Origin of the sequence: Arthrobacter sp. NPDC093128, from assembly GCF_040683875.1 — a bacterium.
Lineage (GTDB): Bacteria > Actinomycetota > Actinomycetes > Actinomycetales > Micrococcaceae > Arthrobacter.
The window spans coordinates 165,451-187,191 of sequence record NZ_JBFBEY010000006.1 but is presented as its reverse complement, the minus strand read 5'-3'; the positions used below and the strand labels follow the sequence as shown (position 1 = coordinate 187,191).

20 protein-coding genes and 1 tRNA gene are annotated in these 21,741 nt (G+C 65.4%); 15 read left to right on the top strand and 6 right to left on the bottom strand.

Going from position 1 to position 21,741, the window contains the following annotated elements; genetic code table 11:
- Positions 1–37: 37 nt before the first annotated feature.
- The 5 genes from AB0N24_RS09410 to AB0N24_RS09390 form a co-directional block, all read right to left on the bottom strand.
- Complete coding sequence (locus AB0N24_RS09410; RefSeq protein ID WP_364123122.1) at positions 38–1,081, bottom strand: M4 family metallopeptidase; 1,044 nt, start codon at positions 1,079–1,081, stop codon at positions 38–40.
- Positions 1,082–1,217: 136 nt separating this feature from the next.
- A tRNA-Arg gene (locus AB0N24_RS09405) sits at positions 1,218–1,290 on the bottom strand.
- 76 nt (positions 1,291–1,366) lie between these two features.
- Positions 1,367–2,878, bottom strand: coding sequence for an oxidoreductase (locus AB0N24_RS09400; protein WP_364123231.1), 1,512 nt, complete (start codon positions 2,876–2,878; stop codon positions 1,367–1,369).
- 5 nt (positions 2,879–2,883) lie between these two features.
- The gene (locus AB0N24_RS09395) at positions 2,884–3,756 is read right to left on the bottom strand and encodes an FAD:protein FMN transferase (RefSeq protein ID WP_364123120.1); all 873 of its coding nucleotides are present in this window, start codon (positions 3,754–3,756) and stop codon (positions 2,884–2,886) included.
- A 41-nt stretch (positions 3,757–3,797) separates the two neighbouring features.
- Entirely contained in the window at positions 3,798–4,274 is a 477-nt protein-coding gene (locus AB0N24_RS09390; protein ID WP_364123118.1) for an FMN-binding protein, read from the bottom strand.
- Positions 4,275–4,507: 233 nt separating this feature from the next.
- Between AB0N24_RS09390 and argS the strand changes: the two genes are divergently transcribed.
- The 10 genes from argS to AB0N24_RS09340 all read left to right on the top strand — a co-directional run bounded on the left by argS (position 4,508) and on the right by AB0N24_RS09340 (position 17,247).
- Positions 4,508–6,172 carry an arginine--tRNA ligase gene (gene argS, locus AB0N24_RS09385; RefSeq protein WP_364123116.1) on the top strand — a complete coding sequence of 555 codons (1,665 nt, stop codon included), beginning with the start codon at positions 4,508–4,510 and terminating at the stop codon, positions 6,170–6,172.
- 4 nt (positions 6,173–6,176) lie between these two features.
- Entirely contained in the window at positions 6,177–7,670 is a 1,494-nt protein-coding gene (lysA, locus tag AB0N24_RS09380; protein WP_364123114.1) for a diaminopimelate decarboxylase, read from the top strand.
- The gene (locus AB0N24_RS09375; protein ID WP_214952981.1) at positions 7,671–8,987 is read left to right on the top strand and encodes a homoserine dehydrogenase; all 1,317 of its coding nucleotides are present in this window, start codon (positions 7,671–7,673) and stop codon (positions 8,985–8,987) included. It abuts the gene before it with no gap.
- Positions 8,988–10,094, top strand: coding sequence for a threonine synthase (gene thrC, locus AB0N24_RS09370; RefSeq protein WP_364123111.1), 1,107 nt, complete (start codon positions 8,988–8,990; stop codon positions 10,092–10,094).
- 2 nt (positions 10,095–10,096) lie between these two features.
- Positions 10,097–11,083 carry a homoserine kinase gene (gene thrB, locus AB0N24_RS09365; protein WP_214952977.1) on the top strand — a complete coding sequence of 329 codons (987 nt, stop codon included), beginning with the start codon at positions 10,097–10,099 and terminating at the stop codon, positions 11,081–11,083.
- A gap of 347 nt (positions 11,084–11,430) precedes the next feature.
- On the top strand, positions 11,431–13,587 hold the full coding sequence (gene rho / locus AB0N24_RS09360; protein ID WP_364123109.1) for a transcription termination factor Rho: 2,157 nt from the start codon (positions 11,431–11,433) through the stop codon (positions 13,585–13,587).
- Positions 13,588–13,694: 107 nt separating this feature from the next.
- Entirely contained in the window at positions 13,695–14,768 is a 1,074-nt protein-coding gene (gene prfA, locus AB0N24_RS09355; RefSeq protein WP_364123107.1) for a peptide chain release factor 1, read from the top strand.
- Positions 14,769–14,786: 18 nt separating this feature from the next.
- Positions 14,787–15,695 carry a peptide chain release factor N(5)-glutamine methyltransferase gene (gene prmC / locus AB0N24_RS09350; RefSeq protein WP_364123105.1) on the top strand — a complete coding sequence of 303 codons (909 nt, stop codon included), beginning with the start codon at positions 14,787–14,789 and terminating at the stop codon, positions 15,693–15,695.
- Positions 15,692–16,492 carry an L-threonylcarbamoyladenylate synthase gene (locus AB0N24_RS09345; RefSeq protein WP_364123103.1) on the top strand — a complete coding sequence of 267 codons (801 nt, stop codon included), beginning with the start codon at positions 15,692–15,694 and terminating at the stop codon, positions 16,490–16,492. Before prmC ends, AB0N24_RS09345 begins: the two co-directional genes overlap by 4 nt.
- Positions 16,489–17,247, top strand: a complete 759-nt coding sequence (locus tag AB0N24_RS09340) for a WecB/TagA/CpsF family glycosyltransferase (RefSeq protein WP_364123101.1) — start codon at positions 16,489–16,491, stop codon at positions 17,245–17,247. The genes AB0N24_RS09345 and AB0N24_RS09340 overlap by 4 nt, the downstream gene beginning before the upstream one ends.
- On the opposite strand, the gene AB0N24_RS09335 is transcribed toward AB0N24_RS09340, so the two are convergent.
- Positions 17,244–18,140 carry a glycosyltransferase gene (locus AB0N24_RS09335; RefSeq protein WP_364123099.1) on the bottom strand — a complete coding sequence of 299 codons (897 nt, stop codon included), beginning with the start codon at positions 18,138–18,140 and terminating at the stop codon, positions 17,244–17,246. The two genes, AB0N24_RS09340 and AB0N24_RS09335, sit on opposite strands and share 4 nt — an antisense overlap.
- Positions 18,141–18,436: 296 nt before the next feature.
- Here AB0N24_RS09335 and AB0N24_RS09330 point away from each other — a divergent pair, with 296 nt between their 5' ends.
- From AB0N24_RS09330 to atpE, 5 genes are all read left to right on the top strand, one after another.
- Positions 18,437–19,597 carry an MraY family glycosyltransferase gene (locus AB0N24_RS09330; protein ID WP_364123097.1) on the top strand — a complete coding sequence of 387 codons (1,161 nt, stop codon included), beginning with the start codon at positions 18,437–18,439 and terminating at the stop codon, positions 19,595–19,597.
- 107 nt (positions 19,598–19,704) lie between these two features.
- A complete protein-coding gene (locus tag AB0N24_RS09325; protein ID WP_104172341.1) occupies positions 19,705–20,196 on the top strand; it encodes a hypothetical protein in 492 nt (163 codons plus the stop codon).
- The gene (locus AB0N24_RS09320) at positions 20,183–20,512 is read left to right on the top strand and encodes a hypothetical protein (RefSeq protein ID WP_104172421.1); all 330 of its coding nucleotides are present in this window, start codon (positions 20,183–20,185) and stop codon (positions 20,510–20,512) included. The genes AB0N24_RS09325 and AB0N24_RS09320 overlap by 14 nt, the downstream gene beginning before the upstream one ends.
- Positions 20,513–20,603: 91 nt before the next feature.
- Positions 20,604–21,404: a F0F1 ATP synthase subunit A gene (atpB, locus tag AB0N24_RS09315; protein ID WP_364123095.1), complete on the top strand. Its 801-nt coding sequence runs from the start codon at positions 20,604–20,606 to the stop codon at positions 21,402–21,404.
- An 80-nt stretch (positions 21,405–21,484) separates the two neighbouring features.
- Positions 21,485–21,703, top strand: a complete 219-nt coding sequence (gene atpE, locus AB0N24_RS09310; RefSeq protein ID WP_011692451.1) for an ATP synthase F0 subunit C — start codon at positions 21,485–21,487, stop codon at positions 21,701–21,703.
- The last annotated feature ends 38 nt before the right edge of the window (positions 21,704–21,741 follow it).

Below are 21,741 nucleotides of genomic sequence, written 5' to 3'. Positions count from 1 at the left end.
TGCTGGCCGCCGGCTGACCGCTCCGGCGGTGATCCAGTTACAGCTTTACCTTCACAGTTTCCCACGCCTTCCGGACGGCGTCATGTTCGGGGGAGTCTCCACCGAACAGTTCCTTCGCGGATGCGGCGGTGGCTTTGGCGAACCTGGTGAACGTGGCATTGGCCGGCAGGGATCCTCCGGTGAGTGTGTCGTACCAGATCCGGCCCGGAGTTTCCCAGGCGTTGCCGCCAAGTGCCGACGCCACCAGGTAGAACGCGCGGTTGGGGATGCCTGAGTTGATGTGCACGCCGCCGTTGTCCGCACCGGTCCGCACATAGGAATCCATCGAGTCCGGCTGGGGATCCTTGCCCAGCACGTCGTCGTCGTAGGCGGTGCCGGGAGCCTTCAGCGACCGCAGGGCCGCACCTTCCACCTGGTCGGTGAACAGGCCTTCGCCGATCAGCCAGCTGGCCTCCGACGCCGGCTGCTGGCCGACGTACTGTTCCACCAGGGCGCCGAACACATCCGAAAGCGACTCGTTGAGGGCCCCGGCCTGGTTCCGGTAGACGAGGCCGGCGGAGTGTTGCGTGACGCCGTGGGCCAGTTCGTGCCCGATGACGCTCAGGGACCGGGTGAAGCGCTGGAAGATTTCGCCGTCGCCGTCGCCGAATACCATCTGGGTTCCGTCCCAGAAGGCGTTGTCGTACAGCTTTCCGAAGTGGACGGTGGCATCGAGCGGAAGGCCCTGGCCGTCGATCGAGTTCCTGCCAAACGCCTCGGCGTACAGACGGTGGGTGTGCCCCAGGCCGTCGTAAGCCTCGTCTGCCGAGGCGTCTCCCGTGGCGGGTTCGCCCTCCTTCCGGAGCAGCTGGCCGGGCAGGGATTCGGAGCCCTTTGCGTCGTAGACCGTGCGGCTGGGCGGACCGGGCTTGAGCTGCCGGATTCCGGACGGGACGGCCGGCAGTGGAAGCGCACGGGTGGCCTGGATGGACCTGACATGGAGCAGCGCTTCCTTGGCTGCCCGCGCAACTGCGTGGAGGCGCGGTTCGTCCCGGGCCGCAAGGCGACGCAGCAGGTAGGGCGGGATGATGGAGCAGTACATGAATTTCCCCTTTGCTCGTCGGCGATGGAACCAGCCTACGAGGGGGTGCCGACATTGCCGCGGGCGGGACACGCCTGAAGGGCCACACAGGCCTTAAGCAGGAAACCCCGCCAGCTGGGCTGGCGGGGTTTGTCTGTGCCCTCGATAGGATTCGAACCTACGACCTTCTGCTCCGGAGGCAGACGCTCTATCCCCTGAGCTACGAGGGCAGTCAGGGTTCCTGCCGTTGCCGGCGGGACGTCCTAGAGCTTAGCAGGAAGGTGGCCTCCAATGGAAAATCGGCGGTCAGTAGCCTGCAAACGAGTCGGTGCGGATGCGCCGCGCACCGGCGCCGCGGGCGGCGGCCCGCAGCGATCGGACGCTGGCAGGAGAGCCGGAAACGAACACTTCGCGGCCGGCGATGTCCGGAACAAGCTCCTTGAGCGCAGCACCGTCGAGCCGTGCCGGCGGCCGCGATACTTTGCACGCGTCTTCCATGAACGACGGCGGCGCGGAGCCGTCGGACAGGCGCGCAATGACGCGGGCACCGGACTGCTCAAGCGCATCCGCGTAGGCGAGTTCAGGGGCAGACTTCGCCAGGTACAGCAGGACAACGTCGCGGTTCTTCGCAGTACCCGCGGCGAGCTGGGCAAGGTAGGGCGTAATGCCGATGCCGGCCGCAACCAGCAGGACGGGGCCGGCAGGCCTGCGGGGGAGGACGAAGTCTCCGCCCACCGCTGTTGCCGTCACGGAATCTCCGGGCTGCAGCGCAAGCAGGGCACGCTTGGCGGCGGACACGGGTTCGGCAGTTCCCACACCGATCGTGACGTCCCGGGCATCCGGTGCACTGGTCAGGCTGAACACGCGCCGCCGGCCTTTCCCGTCGGACTTGGCGTGGGGCAGATGCAGCTCCATGTACTGTCCCGGCGCGAACCGGACCGCGCGTTCGGGCCGGAAGCTGAATTCCGTCGTCGTGGGTGTCAGGGGCCGCGATTCCTGGAAGTTCAGGCGGATGCCGCCGCGCTGCCCGGCAAGGAAGGCAAGCAGGTTTCCCACGAGCAGCGCCAGTTCGGGCGAGTTTGCCACGAACCCCAGGTTGTAGGGCACCGCGAACACCACCCCGACGACGGCGGCGAGCGCCAGCTGCTGCCAGCGCCGCGGCGGAAGGGTCAGCGGTTCGGTCAGCATGAAGCCCACGAAGAACAGCACCGGGCGCTGCGCGAGCGGCTGCCAGAGTGCCGCGCCCAGGGTCATCCCGGCCCGGAGGAGTTCCGTGGCAACAATGGATACGGAAACGGCCGTGAACACGGTGCCCATGAGGACTTTCCGTGTGCGGTAGAGCACCAGCAGGATGCCGGGAACCAGGAGGAAGAGCATCGCCGGTGTGGCCGCCCACCACGTGGCGATGTTCAGTCCCGTCAGGCCTGCCGTGAAGGCGCCTGCTGCAGCGGGGTTGAAGATGTGCCGGCCACGCCAGGCCAGGGCGTATTTCGAGGCCGACGCCAGGACACAGGCGAGCGCGACGCCCGCGACGTCCAGGGCCTTGAAGCTGGGCCAGAACAGGAAATACAGCAGCAGCCCCGTGATGAGCGATGATTCGGAGTGCGGCCGGACGTGGAACAGCGCGGCCAGCCCGCGGTTCGAGACGTAGGTCAGTCCCAGGCAGAGCGCCAGGTGGGCCAGCATTTCGGGGATGCCGAACGTCAGCCAGCCAAGGACGTTGAGCAGCAGGCTGTATGCGGCCAGGACGGCAAGCACCCACAGCACCAGGCGGTACATGGTCAGGCGGTTCAGGGACGTGTCCACCTGCTGGATCATGGAACTCATTCGAACAGCACTCCTTCGAAACCTGCTGAGTAGGCGGCGCTTCCGTCCGAGAAAACCGTAAGCCAGGAAAACTCAAAATCCTGTTCAAGCTCCTTGCCGGAAACGAAGAACAACGCCGTGGCCAGCGCGTCGGCCGTCATGGCATTCCCCGCCAGCGCCCACGTGGCAATGACGGTCCGCACCGGTGTCCCCGTGGTGCCGTCCAGCACATGGTGCAGCCCGTCGCCCCAGGCCCGCCGGTTGGCGGCGGAGGCGCAGAGCGCGCCCGCGCCCAGGCTGATGGTGCCAATGGCCCGGCCGGGATCGTACGGATGCTCCAGGCCGACGGCCACCGGAGCGGGGCCGGAATTGAGGAGGTCGCCGCTGGCGTCGATGAAGTGTTCGCTGACACCCTGGGACCGGAGTTCCGCTGCCAGCAAATCGGCCAGCTGCCCCTTGCCGGCGGCTCCGACGTCCAGGACCACGGGAGCCGTGGTGGTCAGCACAGTGTCCTGCCAGTCCAGTACGTCGTCCCACGGCGGGGCGGGCAGCGGGGTTCCGCGGGACCGGAGCGAATAGTCCGCGTCGTAGCCCAGCTGTTCCAGGCTGCCGCCGATCAGCGGAGTCATGGCACCTGCGCTCAGCCGGTAAAGGCTCCGGTACAGGCTGCCCAGCGCGCCTGCACCGTCCGGCATCTGGTACCGCCCCGCTTCCCTGGCCGCCCGCGCCACGAGGGAGTCCGTCCGGAAACGGGACCACGCGGCGTCGTAATCCTCCACCACGTCCAAGAGCCGGCGGCGGTGGCCCGTGTCCAGGGGGCCGGGCGTGGAAATCTCCCAGGCGGTCCCGATTCCCTCGAAACTAAAGGCTGCCCAGCCCGGGTGCGGCACGTGATCTCCTCTTGACGCGGTGAACGGGTTCAGAGCCGTACTTACTGAGCCTCGGACTTGATCTTCTCCACGGCTTCATTGAAGCCGCCGCTGGTCAGCGAAGAGCCGGCAACCTTGGAGACGTTCAGCTCATCCAGGTTCTTGCCCACGATCTGCGCCTTGATCCCGCCGGCGAACTCGCCCTGGAACTTGCGCGTGTTGGGATTGGAGGGATGCTGGGTGATGTTGACGTCGGACACCGTTCCGCCGGAAAGCGTCAGCTCAACGCCCACGGTTTCCGTGCCGTTGGGGGAGACATAATTTCCGTCGGCGCTGTAGGTGCCGTCCTTGTAGCCGGACGCGGCCGATGTCGAGGCGCCAGTACTCGCAATGGGCGCACCGCTGGTTGCCGAACCGGTTGAGGCGGCAGTGGACTGTGCCGCCGGTGCCTGGGCGGACGGCGCACAGCCCGCTACGGTTCCGATCAGGGACATGCCGGCGAGGCCGACGAAAACGCTCTTGCGTACCGGGAAGCTCATGCAGGGACTCGATTCGTGTAGTTGCGTATGGATGCGTCTTTTGGGACCCGGGTCCGGGGTGGCCGGGTTCAGCCAGGCCGTTACAGGATGGACAACGTTGGAATCAGCGTAATGGTTCAGGCTGTGACGAACCCGATTCAATTCTGTGAGGCTTCTTATTCCTGTGCGCCTTCACAGCGTCATGGCATTGGCCCGATTCCGCCGCTATCGCGGGCCACCGGTAGGCTAGAAGTGTGACTCCCGAAGAACTCTCCCTCGCCATATCCGCCTGCCTGAAAGACGCCGTCGCCGCCGGTGATATTGCACTTCCCGCATCAGCCGTGCCGGACGAGGTGCGGGTGGAGCGGCCCAAGAACCGGGACCATGGCGATTGGGCCACCAACATTGCCCTCCAGCTGGCAAAGCAGGCGGGCACCAACCCGCGGGAGTTCGCCACCATCCTCAGCGCACGGCTCAAGACCATCGACGGCGTATCGGCCGTGGACATCGCCGGGCCCGGCTTCCTGAACATCACCGTCGACGCCGCGGCAGCCGGAGCGCTTGCCAGGGCCATCGTCGAAGCCGGCCCGCAGTACGGCACCAACTCGGCGCTCGCCGGCCACGTGGTCAACATGGAATTCGTCTCGGCCAACCCCACCGGCCCGCTGCACATCGGCCACACCCGCTGGGCTGCGCTGGGCGACTCCATCGCCCGCGTGCTCCGGGCCTCCGGCGCAAAAGTCACCGCCGAGTACTACATCAACGACGCCGGCTCCCAGATGAACGTCTTCGCCCATTCCGTGCTGTCCCGCCTGCACGGCCGCGGCGTCCCGGAAGGCGGCTACCCGGGCCAGTACATTTCCGACCTGGGCCACCACGTCCTGGCGGAACACCCGGACATCCGCGAGCTGACCGACGTGGCGGCGCTGCCGGTCATCCGCAGCGCGGCGTACAAGGCCCAGATGAAGGACATCAAGGACACCCTCGCCGACTTCGGCGTTGCCTTCGATGTGTACTTCTCCGAGCAGGAACTGCACGACGCCGGCGCCATCGAAAGTGCCGTGGCGCGCCTTCGGGAACAGGGCCACGTGTTCGACGACGGCGGTGCCGTCTGGCTGCGCACCACGGACTTCGGCGACGACAAGGACCGCGTGATGATCCGCGCGAACGGCGAACCGACGTACTTCGCCGCGGACGCCGCCTACTACCTCTCCAAGAAGGACCGCGGCTTCGACCAGAAGATCTACCTGCTGGGAGCGGACCACCACGGCTACATCCACCGGCTGAAGGCGATCGCCGCCGCCGCCGGCGACGATCCCGAGGCCAACATCGAGGTGCTGATCGGCCAGCTCGTGTCAGTGAACGGCGCCAAGCTGTCTAAGCGGGCCGGCAACATCATCGAGCTCAAGGACCTCATCTCCTGGCTGGGCAAGGACGCCGTGCGCTACTCGCTGGCACGGTTCCCCGCTGACTCCCCGCTCACCCTGGATCCCGACCTGCTCAAGAAGCACAGCAACGAGAACCCGGTCTTCTACGTCCAGTACGCCCACGCACGCTCCCGCGGCACGGCCCGCAATGCCGTGGCGGCCGGGGTGGAACGCCAGGTCGACGGCAACGAGGTGTTCGACGCAGCCCTCCTGGACCACGCCACCGAGAACGAACTGCTGTCCTACCTGGGCAGCTACCCGTCCATCGTTGCCAAGGCCGCCGAACTGCGCGAACCGCACCGCGTGGCCCGCCACCTGGAAGTCATTGCAGGTGCCTACCACCGCTGGTATGACGCCTGCCGCGTGGCGCCGCAGGGCGATGAGCCCATCACCGACGTCAACCGCACGAGGCTGTGGCTCAACGACGCCACCAGCCAGGTGCTGGCCAACGGACTGGAACTGCTTGGCGTTTCGGCGCCGGAACGGATGTGACGCAATGACCGGGAACTCCCTGAACCACGCATCGCCGCTGGCACCGGATTGGCTTGCCGTTCCGGCAGACCTCAATGCGCTCCATGAGCCCATGTGGGCGGCCGGCGTTGCCCGGAACGACGCCGGCGAACTCGCCATCGACGGCATTCCGGTCAGCGAGCTCCGGCGCCAGTTCGGCACGCCGCTGTTCGTGATGAGCGAGAACGACTTCCGGGCACGCGCCCGGGCCTTCAGCGACGCCTTCAATGACGCCTTCGCCGACATCTGCGGGGGAGTGGATGTCTACTACGCCGGGAAGTCCTTCCTCTGCACTGCCGTCGTCCGGTGGGTGGAGGAAGAAGGGCTGCGGCTGGACACAGCCTCCGGCGGGGAACTCGCCGTGGCCAACCGCGCCGGCATTCCGGGGGCCGACGTCGCCCTGCACGGGAACAACAAGTCCGACGCCGAGATCCACCGCGCGCTGGACATGAAGCTGGGGCGGATCGTCGTGGACAGCCTCGCGGAGTTGGAGCGCGTCGCGAAAATCGCCTCGGACCGCGGCGAAACCGCCAGGGTGATGCTGCGGCTCACCCCCGGAGTGCATGCGCACACGCACGAATTCATTGCCACGGCCCATGAGGACCAGAAGTTCGGCCTCTCCATGGCAGAGGATTCCACGGACCAGGCCGGCCTGTCCGCCGCCGAGGAAGCAGTGGCCGCAGCCACGAGCTACCACAGCATTGAACTCCTTGGCCTGCACTGCCACATAGGCTCGCAGATCTTCGAACCGGATGGCTTCGCGCTGGCCGCCGTGAAACTGCTCCATTTCCTCGCCGCCATGCAGGGGAAATACTCGATCGTCCTGCCTGAACTGGACCTCGGCGGCGGCTACGGCATTGCCTACACGCCGGTGGACACACCGCGGCCGCCGGCCGAGATCGCGCAGGCGATGGCCGCCGTCGTGCGTTCCACCTGCGCTGAACTGGGCATCACCGCACCGCGGATCTCCATTGAGCCGGGGCGCGCCATTGTGGGGAGCACCACCTTCACCCTCTACGAAGTGGGAACGCTCAAAACCGTCCGCGTGGACCCGCCCGGCGCCGGAACCGGCGACGGTGGCGAAAATGCCGCGAATGCAGAAGGAACCGTTACGCACCCCCGCCGCTATGTGTCGGTGGACGGCGGCATGAGCGACAACGCCCGTCCGGTGCTTTATGACGCGGATTATTCGGCAATTGTGGCGTCGCGGAGCTCCGACGCAGCCCCGCAGCTGTCCCGCGTAGTGGGCAAACATTGCGAGAGCGGCGACATAGTTGTTAGAGATGTATATCTGCCCGAGGACGTGGCAGCCGGTGATCTGCTCGCTGTACCGGGGACCGGCGCCTACTGCTGGGCCCTGTCAAGCAACTACAACTATCTGGCCCGGCCGGGCGTTGTCGCTGTGCGCGATGGATCAGCACGGCTGATTGTCCGCGGGGAAACCGAACAAGATCTGCTGAACCGCGACATGGGAGTCTGAATGACTGAATTGCGAACCCTGAAGGTAGCCCTGCTGGGCTGTGGCAACGTTGGGGCCCAGGTGGCGCGGATTCTGATTGAGGACGCCGAAGCGCTGGCCGCCCGCACCGGAGCCCGCCTGGAACTGACCGGCATCGCCGTGCGCACCATCGATGCGCCCCGTGACGTTGAGCTGCCGCGGGAACTCTTCACCACCGACGCCGACACCCTGGTCAAGGATGCCGACCTCGTCATCGAACTGATGGGCGGCATCGAACCTGCCCGCACCCTGATCCTCGCCGCCATCGAGAACGGCGCCAGCGTGGTCACCGGCAACAAGGCCCTGCTGGCCCAGGACGGCCCCACGCTCTACGAGGCGGCAGACAAGGCCGGCGTCCAGCTGTCTTACGAAGCAGCGGTGGCCGGCGCCATCCCCATCCTGCGCCCCATCCGCGACAGCCTCTCCGGCGACCGCATCACCCGGGTCCTCGGCATCGTCAACGGCACCACCAACTTCATCCTTGACCAGATGGATTCCACCGGTGCGCAGTTCGCCGATGCCCTCGCCGAGGCCCAGCGACTTGGCTACGCCGAGGCGGATCCCACAGCCGACGTCGGTGGCCTTGATGCCGCGGCCAAGGCGACCATCCTCGCCTCGCTGTCCTTCCACACGCGCTTCGACCTGGAGAACGTCCACTGCGAAGGCATCACCGAAGTCAGCGCGTCGGATATCGCCGCGGCCAAGGACGCCGGGTTCGTCATCAAGCTCCTCGCCATCGCGGAGAAGCTGACCGCCGCCGACGGCAGCGAGGGCGTCTCCGTCCGCGTGCACCCCACGCTGCTGCCGCGCGAACACCCGCTGGCGGCCGTCCATGGCGCGTTCAACGCAGTGTTCATCGAAGCCGAGAACGCGGGCGAGCTGATGTTCTACGGCCAGGGTGCCGGCGGAACCCCGACGGCGTCGGCCGTCCTGGGCGACCTCGTTTCCGCTGCCCGCCGGATTGTCCTGGGCGGGCCTGCGCAGACCGAGACCACCATCGGCCACGTTCCCGCGCTGCCCATCGACGCCGTGAACACGAGCTACTACATTGGCCTCGACGTTGCCGACCAGCCGGGCGTGCTGGCACGGATCGCCCAGCTGTTCGCGGAGCACGGCGTGTCCATCGAGATCATGCGCCAGACCATCCACCGCGATGCCGACTCCAACGTGGAATCGGCCGAACTGCGGATCGTCACCCACCGCGCAACCGAAGCTGCACTGGCAGCAACCGTCCAGGCCGTGAAGGGCCTCGACGTCATCAATTCCGTTACATCCGTTCTTCGGGTAGAAGGAGTCTAAGTGGCTCACCAATGGCGCGGTGTCATCCGCGAATACGCTGATCGTTTGCCCGTAACGGAGAGCACCAAGGTCATCACCCTCGGTGAGGGCGGCACTCCGCTGGTCCACGCGCAGAAGCTGTCCGAGCTGACCGGCTCCACTGTGTACCTCAAGGTCGAAGGCATGAACCCCACCGGCTCGTTCAAGGACCGTGGAATGACCATGGCCATGACGGCGGCGGTGGCCTCCGGCGCAAAGGCTGTCGTGTGCGCCTCCACCGGGAACACCTCGGCTTCCGCCGCCGCCTACGCCACGGCCGCAGGGCTGAAGTGTGCCGTGCTGGTGCCCGAAGGCAAGATCTCCATGGGCAAGCTCAGCCAGGCCATTGCGCACGGCGCGACGCTGCTGCAGGTGGACGGCAACTTCGACAACTGCCTGGACATCGCCCGCAAGCTCGGCGAGGCCTACCCCGTCTTCCTGGTGAACTCCGTGAACCCCGCCCGCATCCAGGGCCAGAAGACCGGCGCCTTCGAGGTCGTTGATGCGCTCGGCGACGCCCCGGACATCCATGTCCTGCCGGTGGGCAACGCCGGAAACATCACCGCGTACTGGAAGGGCTACAAGGAGTACGCCGCGCCGTTCGAGTCCGAAACTGCCGGCACGCTCCCTGCCGTGTCCACCCGGACCCCGCAGATGTGGGGCTTTCAGGCCGCCGGCGCAGCCCCTTTCGTGGCCGGCCACCCCATCACGGAGCCGGACACCATCGCCACGGCCATCCGGATCGGCAACCCCGCCTCCTGGGACGGCGCCATCGCCGCCCGTGACGAGTCCGGCGGTTTCATCGACGCCGTCACCGACGACGAGATCCTGGCAGCCCACCGCTGGCTGTCGGCCCGCGAAGGCGTCTTCGTCGAGCCCGGTTCCGCAGCCGGCGTCGCCGGGCTGATCAAGAAGCACGCGGCGGGCGAGGTACCCGCGGGCAAGACCATCGTGATCACCGTGACCGGCCATGGCCTGAAGGACCCGCAGTGGGCGCTGCGCACCGAGGACGGCAGCGATGTCCAGCCTGTCAAGGTGTCCAACGATGTGGTCACCGTGGCCGCCGAACTGGGCCTGGAAGAAAAATAGCCTTGGAAACCACCCTCACAGTCCCGGCCGAGTCTGCCGCCGGTACGCCGGCAGTCCCGGCCGGGCAGCTTGTGACCGTACGCGTGCCCGCCACCAGCGCCAACCTCGGCCCGGGATATGACAGCCTGGGCCTTGCCCTTTCGCTGCATGACACCCTGACCGTGGAAACCCTGGGCAGCGGCGAGCTGCAGTTCGAGCTCAGCGGCGAAGGTGCGGAGACCCTTCCGCGGGACGCCAGCCACCTCGTGGTCAGGGCTGTCACGGAGGCCCTGCACCGGCTGGGCTTCCGGCACGAGGGCCTCCGCATTACCGCCGACAACGTCAACCCGCACGGCCGCGGCCTGGGTTCCTCGGCTTCGGCCGTCGTGGCGGCGGTGACCGCCGCGAATGCACTGGTTCCGGAGGCTTCACGGCGGGGCAAGGACTGGATCCTGCAGCTCACGAGCGAAATGGAAGGCCATCCTGACAACGTCGCACCGGCCATATTCGGCGGGCTGGCGCTGTCATGGCAGGACAGTGACCAGTACAGCAGTACGTGCGCTACCGTGGCGGATTCGGTGATTCCCGTCGTCGCAGTACCGGATTACGAGCTTTCCACCGAAGCGGCCCGCGCGCTCCTGCCGGCGTCCGTGGGCCATCATGCGGCCGCCATGAACTCCGGCCGGGCGGCGCTGCTCATCCACGCCCTCACCAGCAAACCGGAATTCCTGCTCGCCGGCACGGAGGACTACCTCCACCAGAGCTACCGCGCGGAGGCCATGCGCCCCAGCGCGGAGCTGATCCGGGCCCTGCGCCGTGCTGGACACGCAGCCGTTGTTTCCGGCGCGGGACCAACCGTCCTGGTGCTGGCCAACGGCGAAGACGAGGCCGGCACGGTGGTGGATTTCATTGACGCCTATACCCGGGCCAACACGCCGGATGTTGGCTGGCGCGTGATGAAGCTGGCGGTGGACGTCGAAGGTGCTAAAGTGGGAGTGCACCGGCGGTAATCCCGCAGGCAGTTAGTCAAAGAATCAGAATCGCAGTCAAAAGAACCCGATGTTGGCCATGGCGCCTGTCTAATCGTTTGCTGCTCTGAATTTCAACTGCGCAATAGTCTCCGGTGCCGCCTGCTTTGGTCTGTCGCAGGAACCTGCAGAATCACTCTGCACCCCTGAAGCGTCAGTCCGCCATTCCGGTCTCTTGTTGGAATGTCGAGGTGTATCAGTATCCGGCCCTGCTGGCCGAATTCCATCCGGCAAGGCCGAAAGCCGGCTGTAGATCTGAACTGCAGCCCAGATCAAAATCATCGCGTCCAGCTCCCAGTCTGGACGCCGTCGAGGGGGAAGGATCCTTCGTGACCGAAACCACTGAGCTGTCTCCAGCTGTGGACATATCATCTTCTGCTACCGATTTGTCGGCAGCACCCGCCAAGAGCAGCGGCCTTGCCGGCCTCAAGCTCGCCCAGCTGCAGGCTCTCGCCAGCCAGTTGGGTATTTCCGGCGGATCCCGCATGCGCAAGGGCGATCTGGTGACCGCCATTTCCGCTCATCGTGCGGGCACTCCAGCCACCAAGGCTCCGGCCAAGGGCGCTGAGAAGACCGGCGAAACCATCTCCACCCGGGCAAAAGCGCCAGCTGCTGCGGCCCCTGCGGCTGAAGCCGCGGAGGCTCCTGCCGCGGAAGGCACCCGTGCCCGCCGTGGCCGCAGCCGCCGCGCCGGCAGCGACGGTGTTGTGACCGCTCCTGCCACCGAGGCACCCGCCCCGGAATCCGCACCCAGCGAGGCGCCCGCAGCCCCTTCGGCTCCTGAAGCCGGCCAGGCAGCTGTGTCCGAAGCTGCTGCACCTGAAGCCGCAGAGCGCCGCCAGCCCCGCACCCGGAACCGCCGCCGCGGTGAAGCGGCAGCCCAGGCTCCGGCCGCCGAAGCTGAAGCACCGGCCGAGGCCCCCGCCGAACAGCGTGGTGAGCAGCGCACCGAACAGCGCACCGAACAGCGTGAACAGCGCACCGAACAGCGTGAGCAGCGCGGAGGTGACCAGGGCGGCGAGGCTGCCGAAGCCGGTCAGCGCAACGAACGCCAGACCACCCGCACCCGAGGCGGCCGCGACGGCGGAGACACCACCGGTACGCGTGAAACGCGCCGCGACGACACCCGCGAAAGCGATGATGCAGACGGCGGAAGCCGCCGCAACCGCCGCAACCGCCGGGACCGCAACGACCGGACAGGCGGCCAGGACAGCCGGGACAACTCGCGCAACGACCGCAACGACCGCTTCCGTGACCGTAACGACCGCCGTCGTGGACGCGCCCAGGGACCGGACGTCGACGACGTCGAGGTCACCGAGGACGATGTCCTGCTGCCCGTCGCCGGCATCCTGGACGTGCTGGAGAACTACGCGTTCATCCGCACCTCCGGTTACCTGCCGGGCCCGAACGACGTCTACGTGTCCCTCGCCCAGGTCAAGAAGTACAACCTGCGCAAGGGCGACGCCGTAGTCGGCGCCATCCGGGCACCGCGTGAAGGCGAAGACCGCAGCCAGCAGACGGCCCGCCAGAAGTTCAACGCCCTTGTCCGCGTCACCTCAGTGAACGGCAAGACGCCGGAAGAGCTCAAGGACCGCGTCGAGTTCGCCAAGCTCGTTCCGCTCTACCCCTCCGAGCGCCTGCGCCTCGAGACGGACCCCAAGAAGATCGGCCCCCGCGTCATCGACCTGGTTGCCCCGATCGGCAAGGGCCAGCGCGGCCTGATCGTCTCGCCGCCGAAGGCCGGCAAGACGCTCATCCTGCAGTCCATCGCCAACGCGATCACCACCAACAATCCTGAGGTCCACCTCATGATGGTGCTCGTTGACGAACGCCCCGAAGAAGTCACGGACATGCAGCGCACCGTGAAGGGCGAGGTCATTGCCTCCACCTTCGACCGTCCCGCCGACGACCACACCACCGTGGCCGAGCTCTCCATCGAACGCGCCAAGCGCCTCGTGGAAATGGGCATGGACGTTGTGGTGCTCCTCGACTCCATGACCCGTCTGGGCCGCGCCTACAACCTGGCGGCACCGGCTTCCGGCCGTATCCTGTCCGGTGGCGTCGACTCTGCAGCGCTGTACCCGCCGAAGCGCTTCTTCGGTGCAGCCCGCAACATCGAAAACGGTGGGTCGCTCACCATCCTGGCAACCGCTCTCGTCGAGACCGGCTCCAAGATGGACGAGGTCATCTTCGAAGAGTTCAAGGGCACCGGCAACATGGAACTGCGCCTGTCCCGCCAGCTCGCGGACAAGCGCATCTTCCCGGCAGTGGACGTCAACGCGTCCGGTACCCGCCGCGAAGAGAACCTGCTTTCCCCCGAGGAAGTCAAGATCATGTGGAAGCTGCGCCGCGTCCTTTCCGGACTCGAAACGCAGCAGAGCCTTGAGCTGCTGACCAACAAGATCCGGGAGACCCAGAGCAACGTTGAGTTCCTCATGCAGGTTCAGAAGACGACGCTTGGTGCGAAGTCGGATAACGACAAGTAGCTGCGCTCACCGCTCAAAATATGCCGGCCTGATGGCCGGCATATTTTGGGCGGTTCGTCGTTAAGTCCCGTGAAACTAGACTTGTAAGAGTCGAAAGAGGTTTTGAAATGTTTGAGTCCGTACACGGCCTGCTTGATGAGCATGATGCCATTCAGGCGCAGCTGGGGGATCCTGCTGTTTATGCTGACCAGCGGCTGGCCCGTAAGCTGGGGCGGCGGTCTGCGCAGCTTAACGGCATTGTGGAGGCGTATCACAAGTGGCATGCGATCCAGGATGATCTCGCTGCTGCGAAGGAAATGGCTTCTGAGGACCCGGAGTTTGCGGCGGAGGTTCCCGAGCTGGAGGCTGCCCTGGAGACTGCTTCGGCCAAGCTGCGGCGCCTGCTGATCCCTCGCGATCCGGACGATGCCCGCAATGTGATCCTTGAGGTCAAGGGCGGTGAAGGCGGCGACGAGGCTGCCCTGTTCGCTGCAGACCTCCTGCGTATGTATAGCAGGTATGCGGAATCACGGGGCTGGAAGACGGAACTCATTTCAGCCACCGAATCGGACCTCGGCGGGTACAAGGACGTCCAGATGGCCGTCAAGGGCAACTCCAACGATCCGGCAGAGGGCGTCTACGCCCGGCTCAAATTCGAAGGCGGCGTGCACCGTGTGCAGCGGGTCCCCGTGACGGAATCCCAGGGCCGCATCCACACCTCGGCTGCCGGTGTGCTGGTGCTTCCGGAAGTGGACGAACCCGAGGAACTCGAGATCAACCAGAACGATCTGAAGATCGACGTCTACCGGTCCTCGGGACCCGGCGGACAGTCCGTTAACACCACGGACTCCGCAGTCCGTATCACGCACCTTCCCACCGGAATCGTGGTGGCCATGCAGAACGAGAAGTCCCAGCTGCAGAACCGTGAAGCCGGCATGCGCGTCCTGCGTGCCCGCATCCTGGCCCACCAGCAGGAGCAGATCGACGCAGAGAACTCCGCGCAGCGGAAGTCCCAGATCCGCACGATGGACCGCTCGGAGCGGATCCGCACGTACAACTACCCGGAAAACCGGATCGCGGACCACCGCACCGGTTACAAGGCCTACAACCTGGACCAGGTCATGAACGGCGACCTCGAGCCCGTGATCCAGTCGGCCATCGAGATGGACGAACAGGCCCGCCTCGACGCCATCGGCGAATAGTCTCCGGCTGGCCCTTTGATGACACTTGGAACAGGACTGAGCCTGGCGGAGGCCGTCCGCGAAGCAACCGCACTGCTGGCCGACGCCGGTGTTCCCAGTCCCCGCGTGGACGCGGAACTGCTGGCGGACCACCTCCTGGGCGTCGGGCTGGGCAGGCTGCGGGCCATGCTCCTGGGGGATTCCCCGGAGCCGGACGGCTATGCCGAGCTGGTGGCGGAGCGCGTTCGTCGCGTCCCGCTGCAGCACATCACCGGTGTGGCCCACTTCCGGTACCTGCAGCTTGCCGTGGGTCCCGGCGTGTTCATTCCCCGGCCGGAAACCGAGTCTGTAGTCCAGCTGGTCATTGACTGGCTCAGGGACCTGGAGCGGCTGCACGGCAGGGACCACCCGAAGGTGGTGGACCTGGGCACAGGCTCGGGAGCCATCGCGGGCTCGGTGGCGCACGAGGTGCCCGGCGCGGAAGTCCACGCAGTGGAGTTCAGTGAATTCGCGCATGCCTGGGCGGCGGGGAACCTGGCTCCGCTGGGCGTCAAACTGGTCCGCGGGGACCTGCGCGATGCGCTTCCCGAACACAACGGAACCTTCGACGTCGTGGTTTCGAATCCGCCGTACATTCCCGCGGAAGCGGTCCCCAACGAACCCGAAGTGGCCCTGCACGATCCGCCCGAAGCCCTGTACGGCGGGGGAGCGGACGGAATGGAACTTCCGACGGCGGCAGCCGCGTCCGCTGCCCGGCTGCTCGTTCCCGGCGGCTACTTCGTGATGGAACACGCCGAAGTCCAGGCAACGTGGATCGCAGCGATGCTGAAGAACTCCGGTTACTGGTCCGATGTGACAACGCACGTGGACCTCAACGGCAAGGAACGTGCCACCAGCGCGGTCCTTACCGAACCGTCTGACCATAGTGATGAAAGAATAGGCCAGTGACCACAACCTATGACTGTACGGCAGCCGACCAGCGGGCTGAAGGGCTGGAGCATGCCCAGCGGGCCATCCGCCTACACAAATGCGTGGTGTTCCCGACGGACACGGTTTATGGAATCGCCGCGGACGCCTTTTCGCCGCAGGCCGTCACCATGCTGCTCGTCTCGAAGGGCCGCAGCCGGCAGATGCCGCCGCCCGTCCTGATCCCGAGGCTCAATGCCCTGGACGGACTGGCAACTGATGTGCCCGCAGAGGCCCGCAAGCTTGCCGAGGCCTTCTGGCCGGGCGGCCTCACCATGATTTTCCACGCACAGCCTTCGTTGGACTGGGACCTGGGTGAAACCAAGGGCACGGTGGCGTTGCGGATGCCGGCGGACGACGTCGCGCAGGACCTGCTGACGCTGACCGGACCCTTGGCGGTGTCCTCCGCGAACCGCACCGGCCAGCCGGCTGCCCGGACCGCCGCCGACGCCATGACCCAGCTCGCGGAATCGGTGGAGGTCTACCTCGAAGGTGGGCTGCGGCCGGCAGGCGACGGGGACGTTGAGGCTCTTCCGTCCACGATCGTCGACGCCACTGCACAGCCGCTCAGGGTGGTCCGCCAGGGTGCCATCACGCTGGAACGGCTCCGCGAGGTTGTCCCGGGCCTGTTGGACATTGACGGTAATGCCGCCGACGTCCCGGCGTCCGACACGGAACCCGGCAATGAGATGGTGGCTGAACCGGAGCCGGAATCAGATGAGCCTGCTGAACCGGCTCCCGCTGCCCAACCGCGCGTGACGGGAACCGGCACCGAATGATCATGACGCGGCAGCACATCCCTGTTCTTGGCGTGGACGCGACGCCACTCACCGTTTCCGAGATGACCGCGACGCTCAACCGCTTTGTCGCTGAAGGCGTCACCCGCACGGTGGTGGGCCACAACCTGCACAGCGTGACGCTCTTCCATTCGGACCCGGAATTCCGCGCCCTCTACGAAGGCAGCGATGTTGTGCTGCTCGACGGCGCCCCGGTCCTGTTGCTGTGGGGACGCTCGGGGGATGCCGACGGGCCGGTCATGGATTACCGGCTGGGCTCCACCGACTGGATCCCGGCCCTGGGGAATGTCGAAGGCCTCGAACGGATTGCCGTGATCGGCGCCGGAGCAGAGGCCAACGCCAAAGCAGTGGCGCGCCTGGCGGGAATCGTGCCGAATGCCAAGGTTGCCGGCATGCCCGGCGAAGGCTGGAACGACGACATTGAGGACCAGGCCGTGGCCTGGCTGGCGAAGCTTCGCCCGCAGCTGGTGCTGATCGGCCTCGGCATGCCCCTGCAGGAGATGGTTCTCCGCCGCCGGTTGGACGACCTTCCGCCGGCCGTATACTGCGCGGTGGGCGGAGCGATCGAACAGATTGCCGGCATCCAGAAGCTGGCACCGCGCTGGCTGGGCCGCCTGGGCCTGGAATGGGCGTGGCGGCTCATGCTGCACCCGCGCAGGGTGGCTTACCGCGTGTTCGGTGAGCCGTGGGTGCTCCTGGCGCTCCTGGTCCGCCGACGCCTTACGTCAAACCGCTAGAACTTCTGGTCCTTCAGGGGTGCGAACCCCTTGCCGCGGAGTCCGGTGGAAAACGCCCGGAACCAGTCGGCCAGCCCGCGGAAGTCGCCGCGACGCAGGAAGTAGCCGAGGTAGCCGCCCACGTCCGCCACGAGGGACTTGACCCGGAAGTGGCGGCGGATCAGGTAGCCGCGGTTCCGGTAATAGTAATAGCGCTTGAAAGCGGTCTCCGGAACAATCACGTGCCACCGGGCGCCCAAAACGTGCTTCGTCTCGGCAAACGCGTGCGGATGCGTGATTGCCGTCGTGGTTACCGTGCCGAACCGGATTCCCGCCTTGCGGAGCCTGATGGTGAAATCCACCTCGTCGCCGCGGATGAACAGCCGCATGTCGGGCAGGCCCACCTTGAAGAAGACGTCCGAACGGATCAGCGCGCCGTTGAAGAAGTGGCCATCGTCAGGCAGGAAGCCGAGCTTCTCCACTTCCGCACGGTCATGTGTCACTTTGCCGTCGAGACGGAAGAAAAAGGACAGCCGATCAGGGTGGCCGGGCGCAGCCACCAGCGGGACAACCGCGTCGAGGCCGCGCGACTCAGCCTCGCGGAGCAGCGTGGCGAGGCATTCCGGGTCACCGGGCTCGGCGTCGTCGTCCATCATCCAGATCCAGTCAGCGCCGCTGGCCACTGCCTTGAGGATGGCCAGCGAGAAGCCGCCGGCGCCGCCCAGATTCGCTTCCGACCGGACATAGTCCACGTTGGAGTGCTCTTCCGCCACGTCCTTGGCGGGCACAGTGCCGCTGTCCACGAGGCAAATGGAACGGACAGGCGAAGTCTGCCTGTTGATGGCGTTCAGCAGAACGGCGAGCTCACGGGGACGGTCAAACGTCACGGCAGCAACTGCAACCGACATGGACATTGCTGGTTCCTTTCAACACGGCCGCCGGTGGTTTTCCCGCCGGCATTGGGCCGTGTGACGCGAAGCCAGCAAGCCGTTGGCATTAGTATCTTGACTAGAGTCCACTGTAATACAGCCCTGTCAGGCACTACGCACTGCCTGCCGCGCGCACGGCGACGGAGAAGTTTCATTTATCGAAAGTCAGTTCCACAGCAATCCCGCCCGAGCTATCCAAGCCGCCCGGCATTGACCCGGCCGCAGGGATACACGCTGCCCAGGGCCGGTTCCGCTGACGGCACGGGGAAGGTGGCGTCCCCATGATCATGTACCTGCTCATGATGCTGACTGCGGCCGTGGTGTCCTATGGCGCAACCTGGGGCGCACGCCTGATCGGCAACAGGCTTCAACTGTTTTCGCCGATCCGTAGCCGCGACACGCACTCGCACAAAGTCTCCAGGCTGGGCGGCCTGGGCATTTACGCAGGATTCCTGGTGGCGCTCTGCGTTGCCAGCCAGTCATTCTTCGTCAAAGACATCTACCGCGGCAACGCCTCCCCGTGGGGGGTCCTCGCCGGCGCGACGCTGATCGTCATAGTGGGCCTCGCAGATGACTTGTTGGACCTGCGGTGGTGGGTGAAGCTGATCGGCCAGAGCGCCGCAGCAATGGTGGTGGCCATCTGGGGCGTCAGGATGGCCATCGTCCCGTTCGTACCGGAACCGATCATCCTCGAGAACGAGATCGTGAGCATAGTCCTCACCGCCGGGCTGATCGTGACCACCATGAACGCCTTCAACTTCATCGACGGGCTCGACGGGCTGGCCGCCGGCGTTGCCATCATCGGCGGCGCTGCCTTCTTCCTGACGGCCTACTGGGTGCACCGCAACTCGGACGTGCTGGACAAGTCCGACCTCGCGACACTCCTGACCGCCGTCGTGGTGGGCAGCTGCGTGGGCTTCCTGCCGCACAACTGGTTTCCCTCGAAGATCTTCATGGGCGACTCCGGCGCCATGCTCATCGGCCTGCTCCTGGCCTCCGCAGGCATCGTGTCAACCGGCCAGATCACCTCCGGACTCTATGACCGCGCCAACGGTATACCGACCATCATCCCCATCCTCCTGCCGTTCGCAGTGTTGTTCCTGCCGTTGCTGGACCTTGGCCTGGCTGTCGTTCGCCGCACGGCGCTGGGCCGTTCGCCCTGGTCCGCCGACCGCGGGCACCTCCATCACAAACTGATGGACATCGGATACTCCCACCGGACCGCCGTCGTCCTGATGTACATGTGGACGTGCATCCTGGCGTTCGGCGGCCTGGCATTCGCCATCTTCCCGTGGCAGACGGTGCTGGCCATGGACGTGGCCGCGGCCGCCGTTATGGCCGTGGTGACCGCATGGCCGTACCTTCGCGACAAGGCCCCGAAGCCCGGTCCGCGGTCGGAAGCAGAGGCCGAAGCCGAAGCCGAAGCAGCGGGGCAGGAATGAGCGTTGACGTCTCTTTTCCGAATAATTTCTATCTCATGTAGAATTCCAGTGCGGCCATTCGCCGCACCAACCCTTGCCAGCGCGCAGTACACGACGATTGGGATCTCATGACCTCCAACGCCGAACCCGGACCTAGCTCCGGCAACGGACCCGTTGGTGTCTCGGGCCCCACGAAGTCACTGTGGCTGCGGCTGTTGATTCTGAGCAGCGGCGCCGGACTGGCCGGTCTTGTCCTCGCGGGAATTCCGGCCGCCATCCTCAACGGCGCCGGGGGAGTGCTGTCCAGCACTTTCGGCGGCCTCCTGGTCATGGCCTTCTTCGCGATCAGCCTCCTGGTTGGCCATTTCGTCGGCCGGAACAATCCGTCAGGTGCCATCGGGGTCTTTGTCGTCACCTACTTCGTCAAAGTTGTGGGTTTTGCCGTGGTGCTCTTTGTCATCGGCACACCCGACTGGCTCCACGACCGCTGGTTCCTGATTGGAGCCGTTGCCTGCGTCGTGTTCTGGCAGGCTGCCGAGATCTACGGTTTCAGCAAAGCCCGCTTCCGCATCTATAACGACCCCGAACCCGTGAAAGACGGCCATGATGAGCAGCCGTAATTCCAAGCGCAAAAACGTGCGGCAAATCCCCAATTCCACGTCCGGTTCTCCCGGCGTATCTTCCGACGGCGGGGACGGCGGATACAACGCCGGCATCGCCGTCTTTAGCTACATAATTGGCGGAATCATCGTCTGGAGTTTGATAGGGTGGGGTCTGGATTATCTGTGGGGAACCCGCTGGATTGTGCTCGCAGGCGCTCTGCTTGGAGCTGCGGGAGGGTTCTATCTTTCTCATATGCACGGCCTCACCAGTAACAGAACGTCAACTGGTGAAGACAGTGCAGCCAGCGGCCCGTCCAAGGACGAGGAACAGTAATGCCTAACAATTTCACATGGGGAAGGGCGGTCATGAAGATCGCCGGACCCTCACCAACGCCCAATGATGGACACTGCAGAGAGGAAACGCGTTGATCGCGCTTGCGCTCCCGGCCCAAGATTCAGGAGAGTTCAATCCTCCTGGAATTGACGAAATGCACCTGCCGGCAATCCTGCCGTGGGGTGTGGCAGACGGATTCTCCAAGCAGATGCTGCTGGTAATCCTGTCGGTCGTCATTATCGCTACATTCTTTCTGCTAGCTGCGCGGAAGCAGCAGCTTGTTCCAGGCAAACTGCAGTTTGCAGGTGAGGCCGCCTACGGCTTCGTCCGCAACAGCATCGCCAAGGACATCATTGGCGGCAAGGACTTCATGAAGTACGTCCCGCTGTTGTTCAGCCTCTTCTTCTTCATCCTGGTGAACAACATCTACGGCGCCATCCCGGTGGTCCAGCTTCCGAGCTTCTCACACGTTGGCGGCGCCTACGTCCTGGCAGGCATCGTTTACTTCACCTGGATCGCCATCGGCGTCAAGAAGAACGGTCTCAGGTACTTCAAGCTGGCCACCGTTCCTTCGGGCGTGCCGGTGTACATCCTCCCGATCGTCATTCCGATCGAGATCATCTCCAACTTCCTGGTTCGGCCCGTCACGCACAGCCTCCGTCTGTTTGCCACCATGCTGGCCGGACACCTCATCGTGATGATTGCCGGATCCGGCATCGAGTACCTCGTCATGCAGGAGAACATCCTCCTCAAGGGCACCTCCGTACTGGTCCTCGCCGGCGCCATCGCCATGTACATGCTGGAAGCGCTGATCATGGCGCTGCAGGCTTACGTCTTCACGCTGCTGACTGCCATCTACATTGAAGGCGCACTGCACGCGGACAGCCACTAGGCACCCACAAACTTCCCCTTCGCGGGGATGAAGCAACCCAAACAACCTGCCACACGGGTGGCATCTTGAAAGGAAGAAAAATGGAAGGCTCCATCAACGGCTCCCTCAACCTCATCGGCTACGGCCTCTCCGCTATCGGCGGTGGTATCGGTGTGGGTCTCGTCTTCGCGGCTTACATCAATGGTGTGGCACGTCAGCCGGAAGCCCAGCGCGTCCTGCAGCCGATCGCGTTCCTCGGCCTTGCGCTGACTGAAGCACTCGCCATCCTCGGCCTGGTCTTCGCTTTCGTTCTTTCCTAAGCGTTAGAACTATCGAACATCCAGAACCGAGTAGATAA

Coding starts and splice junctions, on each gene's coding strand:
- AB0N24_RS09410 (WP_364123122.1), bottom strand. CDS start 1,081: ATGTACTGCTCCATCATCCCGCCCTACCTGCTGCGTCGCCTTGCGGCC.
- AB0N24_RS09400 (WP_364123231.1), bottom strand. CDS start 2,878: ATGATCCAGCAGGTGGACACGTCCCTGAACCGCCTGACCATGTACCGC.
- AB0N24_RS09390 (WP_364123118.1), bottom strand. CDS start 4,274: ATGAGCTTCCCGGTACGCAAGAGCGTTTTCGTCGGCCTCGCCGGCATG.
- lysA (WP_364123114.1), top strand. CDS start 6,177: ATGACCGGGAACTCCCTGAACCACGCATCGCCGCTGGCACCGGATTGG.
- AB0N24_RS09375 (WP_214952981.1), top strand. CDS start 7,671: ATGACTGAATTGCGAACCCTGAAGGTAGCCCTGCTGGGCTGTGGCAAC.
- prfA (WP_364123107.1), top strand. CDS start 13,695: ATGTTTGAGTCCGTACACGGCCTGCTTGATGAGCATGATGCCATTCAG.
- prmC (WP_364123105.1), top strand. CDS start 14,787: ATGACACTTGGAACAGGACTGAGCCTGGCGGAGGCCGTCCGCGAAGCA.
- AB0N24_RS09340 (WP_364123101.1), top strand. CDS start 16,489: ATGATCATGACGCGGCAGCACATCCCTGTTCTTGGCGTGGACGCGACG.
- AB0N24_RS09335 (WP_364123099.1), bottom strand. CDS start 18,140: ATGTCCATGTCGGTTGCAGTTGCTGCCGTGACGTTTGACCGTCCCCGT.
- AB0N24_RS09330 (WP_364123097.1), top strand. CDS start 18,437: ATGATCATGTACCTGCTCATGATGCTGACTGCGGCCGTGGTGTCCTAT.
- AB0N24_RS09325 (WP_104172341.1), top strand. CDS start 19,705: ATGACCTCCAACGCCGAACCCGGACCTAGCTCCGGCAACGGACCCGTT.
- AB0N24_RS09320 (WP_104172421.1), top strand. CDS start 20,183: ATGAGCAGCCGTAATTCCAAGCGCAAAAACGTGCGGCAAATCCCCAAT.
- atpE (WP_011692451.1), top strand. CDS start 21,485: ATGGAAGGCTCCATCAACGGCTCCCTCAACCTCATCGGCTACGGCCTC.